Origin of the sequence: Tateyamaria pelophila (assembly GCF_019966495.1) — a bacterium.
In the GTDB taxonomy this organism is placed as follows: Bacteria; Pseudomonadota; Alphaproteobacteria; order Rhodobacterales; family Rhodobacteraceae; genus Tateyamaria; species Tateyamaria pelophila.
The window spans coordinates 1-5,923 of sequence record NZ_JAIMIA010000188.1 but is presented as its reverse complement, the minus strand read 5'-3'; the positions used below and the strand labels follow the sequence as shown (position 1 = coordinate 5,923).

The following is a 5,923-nucleotide window of genomic DNA, read 5'->3' as shown; positions in this document are numbered from 1 at the left end:
ATCGAGCGTTTCTTTGGCAGGCTGAAAGCCTCGTTCCGCCGTATCGCAACCCGATACGAGAAGACATCACGCAATTTTCTGTCGATGATCAAACTGGCATCGGTCAGGCTGTGGATCGAGTTTTATGAGTCCGCTGCCTAGCCAGCTTCGGATCGAACGCGCTGACCGGTCAATCGCTGATCGTAAGCCACGGGTGGAGCATGGAATGATCTGAACGCCGCTATGCCAACTGAGCACTCATTGAAAGCGAAAGCCTTGGTCAATATCGTACCTTTGCAGAACGGCTTGACCCTTGCCAGCGCGTGCTTTCCGGAGAAAGCAAGCGTGGTCCGGAAACTATTTACAACGGATCACCAATTCCGCGACCTTTGCGACGACTACGCTCCTTCCTGTGTTTCGCTTGCAAGGTTCAAGAAACGACCCGATGCGTCTGCACGAAACGAGATAGCAGAATATACCGAAATCATCGAGGCGCTCTGTGAAGAGTAGCACAATGGATCAAAAACGCACCAAAACACGATGGTCAGTCTGATTTGGACAACCAAAAATCACCAAGGAGAAGACTATGAAAATTGTCATTGTGGGCGGAGTTGCAGGCGGAGCCTCCTGCGCTGCGCGACTGCGTCGGCTCGATGAGAACGCCGAAATCCTTATGGTCGAGCGCGGGCCCTACGTATCCTATGCAAACTGCGGGCTGCCGTATCACATCGGTGGTGTGATCGAAGAGGAAGCCAAACTACTCGTCGCCAGCGAACGCACGTTCCGCGAACAATTCGCCATAGACGTGCGTACCAATTGCGAAGCCGTTTCTATCGATCCGAAGGCAAAGACGATTGATCTTCGCGATGTTGTTACCGGCGATATCGTAAAAGAACCATACGATAAACTTGTGCTGTCTCCGGGAGCGAAATCGATCCGCCCACCTCTGCCGGGCATCGATTTGCCGGGGATTTTTGAAGTTCGAACAGTGCCAGACGCGCGCATGATACGTGAATGGATTGAGCGCGGCACAGCTTATTTGACGGGTATGAATTCATACTCGGGTATTCAGATGATGCGCCCTAAACTGCGCGCTGTCGTTGTCGGAGGCGGTTTTATCGGACTGGAAACGGCTGAAAACCTTGTTCACCGCGGTTTTGAGGTGACGTTGGTTGAAATGTCAGATCAGGTCATGGGCCCACTCGACCCGGAATTTGCCCGATTGGTTGGTGGCCATCTGGAATTGAATGGCATGAAACTTGCCTTGGGGGATGGAGTCGCCGGGTTCCGCCAACTTGAAAACGGATCGCTCGAAGTCGATACCCAGTCTGGCAAAGCCTACCCCGCCGATGTGGTGATCGTAGCACTCGGTGTGAAACCCGATACGGATCTCGCGAAAACCGCCGATCTCGAAATAGGAGAGCGCGGTGGTATCCGCACGGATGACCAGATGCGCACAAGTGATCCCGATATCTTTGCGGTAGGGGACGCCATTGAAGTACGCGATTTCATGACCGACGAGTGGAGCCTGATCGCGCTCGCCGGACCGGCGAACCGCCATGGCCGGATTGCAGCGGATGTCATCGCCGGGCGCGACTCACGTTTCCGGGGCACCCAAGGCACGTCGATCTGCGGACTTTTCGACGCGGCCGTCGCATGGACAGGGATCAGTTAAAAGACCCTCAAACGCATGGGCGATACAGACTACGAAAAGACCTACCTTTATCCGAACTCGCATGCAGGCTACTATCCCGGTGCCCGGATGATCGGGTTCAAGGTGATTTATCGCAAATCCGACGGTAGGGTTCTGGGCGGTCAGGCGCTGAGCCATGATGCGCCCAGCGTGGACAAGCGGATCAGCTCTCTGGCGATGGCAATCCAGATGGGCGCCACGATCGATGATCTGGCGGAAAGCGAACTTTGCTACGCGCCACAATTCGGCAGCGCCAAGGATCCTCTGAACTTTGCCGGAATGGTCGGGCGCGATATACAAGATGGCGACATGCCAATCGTGCATTGGGACAGCCGGCCCGAAGGAGTGCTGCTTGACGTTCGCGAGCCTGTGGAACTTGAATTAGAATCCGTAGTAGGTTCGATCAATATTCCGATCGGTCAACTGCGTGGTCGGTTGGAAGAACTGCCAAAGGACAAGCAAATCCATGTCATTTGCAGATCTGGGCAAAGGGCATATTACGTGACTCGGATGCTGTTGCAACATGGCTTTGACGCGCGGGTTCTGTCCGGTGGTATGTTGTCGCGGGCAATCCTTTGCCCCGATGATATGGGGTTGGAAAACGCCGTAGTTTGAACGGCCGCGGTGGCGCAAATTAATCCGCGCCACCGCCTTTCTGGGAATTGACATGAACACACTCGAGATACGACCTTACTTTTTGGCAGGCTTTTTCGTTTCTGCCGCAAGCGTGTCAATGGCCCAGCAGACGGAGCAACAGAAAACCGTTACCGAAACGGACTCTTGGCGCGACCGGGCGACACTGACAGGTGATTGGGGCGGTGCGCGCACAGAGTTGCAGGATAAGGGCTTCACAATCGAATCCCGCCTGTCCCAATTTTATCAAGGGCAGATGTCTGGTGGTGGAGACAACGGATGGGAGTACAGTGGGAAACTGGATCTACAAGTCCGCACGGACCTTGCCAAACTTGGCTTCTGGAAGGGGTCTTCATTTACCATCAAGGGCGAGTATAATTTTGGTCAAAGCCTGAATGGGGTCGGTGGTGTCATTGCTCCCGTCAACAGCGCCCTTTATTTTCCAGGTATCGATGGATCAGATGCTTACGACATTTCCAGTTTTTACTTCGGCCAGAAGGTGAATGAAGAGCTCTCGTTGCTGGTTGGTAAGATAAACATGATCGACCTTGCCGCCTCAAAACCGTTTATGGGGGGGGCAGGCATCGACGGGTTCTGGAACATTACTTTCGTGGCCCCGCCCAGCGGTCTGGTGCCGCCTTACCTGCTCGGCGCGATAATGAGCTATAAAACTGATGCCGCGAACTACGGGCTATGGATTTATGATCCTCAGGACGTTGTTAACCGATCTGGATTGGAAGATGCGTTTTCCGAAGGTGTTACGCTCAGGGCAAACGTAGACATTCCAGTCAACATCGGTGGGCTTCCGGGCCATCAGGGGTTTACTGTGCTTTACAGTACATTTGATGGAACAAATCTTGAGGATCCGGAGCTAGAATTGCCAGAGCTTCCAGCAGGGACTCCAAATACTAAGTCAGAACGCTATTACTTTGCGTATACTTTCGACCAAACACTCTTCCAGCGCGGGGGAAAATCCAAAGAAGGAATGGGGGTATTCGGGCAGATTGGAGTATCGGACGGAAATCCGACGCGGTTGTACTGGTCGGCGCTTGCGGGCATCAGCGGACGCGGGATGATACTTCCCGGCCGCACAGACGACAATTGGGGCGTCGGGGTGTATTACGATGCTATCAGTCCACATCTCATTGATGCGGTTGCGCCGCAGCTGAAGGTTACGGACGAGAGCGGAATCGAATTTTTCTACAATTGGGCGATAACTCCAAACATCAATCTCGGAGTAGATTTGCAAGTTATCAACCCAAGCCTTTCCTCAGAACAAAGCGTATTTCTGGGGACACGTCTGGTGGTTCGGTTTTGATGGCACTGTCATTTGTGGACGTATATGGACCCCGCCTTTTTGCAACGGTTTTGGTTGGTCTGGTTCAGGATCACGATTGCTGACGTATATCCGGCTTCTATGAGCGGCCCAATACATTGTCACTGCGAGCCCCGATGGATTTCCGCGTGCTTCTCCCACATCGGCTCCAAGGCATCAGCTTTGATGTGCCGATCTGCAAACCAGGAGCGTTGTGACGCGAGGGCTTCGCGACTGATCTTCAGTTCGGCCAGCGTCGTCATTGGTAATTTCCATTTCGTTGCGGTAATCCACTGGTCCCATTACCTTTTCTGAGATAATCTAAGTCCCAACCCGCTCGGAGCCGAGGAGGCAAACATGACCCCGCAAGACATCATGACGGCATTTGCAAAGCGTGGACCTCTGCCCCTGGAAGCCCTTCAGGCCGCTGGGCAAATGCGATCAGACATGATCCCAGAGTTTCTGGCCTGTATCGAGCGGCTACTCGAGGCCGACGTCGAGACAGCGTCTGATGAAGACTTGTCCGCATTTCTCTTCATTTTCCATCTGCTTGCTGAATGGCGCGAACAGACTGCGTACCGCCCCTTAACGATCCTGTTGCGACATGACCCCGAATTGGTGGAAGCGCTCATTGGCGATGGTATTACGGAGACGGCAGGCAGAGTCATCGCTGGCGTCTTTGATGGCGATCTGTTGCCAATTTTCGCCGCGATTGATGATACTGCCGCCGACAGCTTCATACGTGGGCAGATGTTCGATGCGCTGGTCATTTCAACCCTGACCGACCCTAGCCAGAAACCTCAAATCATCGACTACCTGCAGAAGTTCTATGACGAAAACGACATGGATACCCCAGAGGAAATCTGGAGTTCATGGGCATTTGCCATAGCGGCTCTGGGGGTTTCAGATCTCAAGCCGCTTGTCGCTCAGGTATATGAAGATCAGCGAATTTCCCCCATGGACAGTTCCTTCGACTTTTTTGAAAAGGAACTGCAAACATCAATCAAAACCGGAACCCCAAAATGGTTCAAGTCAAGTCGCAATGCCGAACTGATTTCAGATACGATCGGAGAACTGTCCAGATGGCATTGTTTTTCGGATGAATATCTGAACCCGAAGCCAAAGCCTCCAAGAACCGACACTCCCTTTTCGAGCATGTTTGACCAGCCGTTTGAACACAGCACTCCCCAGGTCGGCCGAAACGACCCTTGTCCCTGTGGTAGCGGCAAGAAGTTCAAGAAATGCTGCCTGCATTGAGACCTGCGGCCTCCGCCGTGCGTCACCCCATATAGCTCGATCGCGCAACACGGTGGACCTGTGCCCTGCGGACAGGTTGCGGACCAGATGCCGGAGAGGTGGTTGCGGTCTCCGCAACCGCAAACTGCGCCGCCAAGTCTTCCCACCGCGCGTCCGACCAGCGATCTGCCCCGGCGATCCACGCCGCCGCCCGCGCATAGACCCGGCAGTCCAGCGCCTCGTTGCGCTCGCGCAGCTTCTGCCATTCAAGCTTTGCAAATCCGCGTTTGTTCTTGACCGTGACCAGCTGTTCCGCCGTCAGCTGCTTGAGCCATTCGCTGTCTGCCCATGACGGCAGATGTACCGTTCCTGCCGGAAACGAAGCACCCGCCGTGATTTATTCATGCGTTGGCCGGTCCTGTCGCAGGAAGCGATAAGTCTCCGCCTTGAAGGTCGAGGTTGCCACCGACCACAGCCGAGCACCGCGCCGCAGACGCTTGCCACCGATCGTGGCATCCACGAAGGTCGGCCCGGTGACCGGGCTGGCGCGGTTGAACCCTTCGAGCCCTTTGACCGGTGCCACCTGGCCAAAGCCGACCTGACGTGCCCATGCATAAACCGCGCTGGTCTCATAGCCGGTGTCGATGGCCAGCTTCGCGATGGTCAAGTGCTGGCCACTGGGATGGGCCCATGTCCGCCCCAGCAGGTCGCTGAGACTCTGCCAGCATGCCGGATCGCCAGGGCCGCCCTCGATCACCACATGATCAATGAGCCAGCTTTGCAGGCCCCGTCCCCATGCCCAGACATCAACCTCGATCCGGTTCTTCTGCACATCGGCACCTGCCGTCATTCGCTGCGCCCCCTGTGTGTAGCGCGACAATCTGGATGCGAGGAGCGCGTCAATCAGGATGAGAATCCTTGGTCGCGACACTTGAGACGATGCCGTCGTTTTCTATCGCGATCAAGGGTTTTGTGTTTTTGATTGTCGCGGCGCGTCAATCAGCTTGGATGTTAGCCGGTGTCGCTCTTTGAGCTGGGCGCCCAGGCCCCTTTGCTTGTTCGGCGGC

5 protein-coding genes and 2 pseudogenes are annotated in these 5,923 nt (G+C 55.0%); 5 read left to right on the top strand and 2 right to left on the bottom strand.

The features are described 5' to 3' along the window. From LC354_RS25855 to LC354_RS25840, 4 genes and pseudogenes are all read left to right on the top strand, one after another. Nucleotides 1-141 (top strand): annotated as a pseudogene (locus LC354_RS25855) (IS5/IS1182 family transposase); the annotation flags it as partial. A 424-nt stretch (nucleotides 142-565) separates the two neighbouring features. Further along, nucleotides 566-1,654 carry an NAD(P)/FAD-dependent oxidoreductase gene (locus LC354_RS25850; RefSeq protein ID WP_223428838.1) on the top strand — a complete coding sequence of 363 codons (1,089 nt, stop codon included), beginning with the start codon at nucleotides 566-568 and terminating at the stop codon, nucleotides 1,652-1,654. Between the two features lie 15 nt (nucleotides 1,655-1,669). Beyond that, nucleotides 1,670-2,287 (top strand): rhodanese-like domain-containing protein, encoded by a 618-nt coding sequence (locus LC354_RS25845; protein ID WP_223428837.1) that lies wholly within the window; start codon nucleotides 1,670-1,672, stop codon nucleotides 2,285-2,287. A gap of 52 nt (nucleotides 2,288-2,339) precedes the next feature. After that, complete coding sequence (locus tag LC354_RS25840) at nucleotides 2,340-3,623, top strand: carbohydrate porin (RefSeq protein ID WP_223428836.1); 1,284 nt, start codon at nucleotides 2,340-2,342, stop codon at nucleotides 3,621-3,623. A gap of 119 nt (nucleotides 3,624-3,742) precedes the next feature. Here LC354_RS25840 and LC354_RS25835 read toward each other — a convergent pair whose 3' ends face one another. Further along, nucleotides 3,743-3,883 carry a hypothetical protein gene (locus LC354_RS25835; RefSeq protein ID WP_223428835.1) on the bottom strand — a complete coding sequence of 47 codons (141 nt, stop codon included), beginning with the start codon at nucleotides 3,881-3,883 and terminating at the stop codon, nucleotides 3,743-3,745. Between the two features lie 94 nt (nucleotides 3,884-3,977). On the opposite strand from LC354_RS25835, the gene LC354_RS25830 reads away from it, so the two are divergent. Then, nucleotides 3,978-4,877 carry a DUF1186 domain-containing protein gene (locus LC354_RS25830; RefSeq protein WP_223428834.1) on the top strand — a complete coding sequence of 300 codons (900 nt, stop codon included), beginning with the start codon at nucleotides 3,978-3,980 and terminating at the stop codon, nucleotides 4,875-4,877. A gap of 22 nt (nucleotides 4,878-4,899) precedes the next feature. On the opposite strand, the pseudogene LC354_RS25825 reads toward LC354_RS25830, so the two are convergent. Further along, a pseudogene (locus LC354_RS25825) lies at nucleotides 4,900-5,718 on the bottom strand (terminase gpA endonuclease subunit); the annotation flags it as partial. Nucleotides 5,719-5,923: the final 205 nt, after the last annotated feature.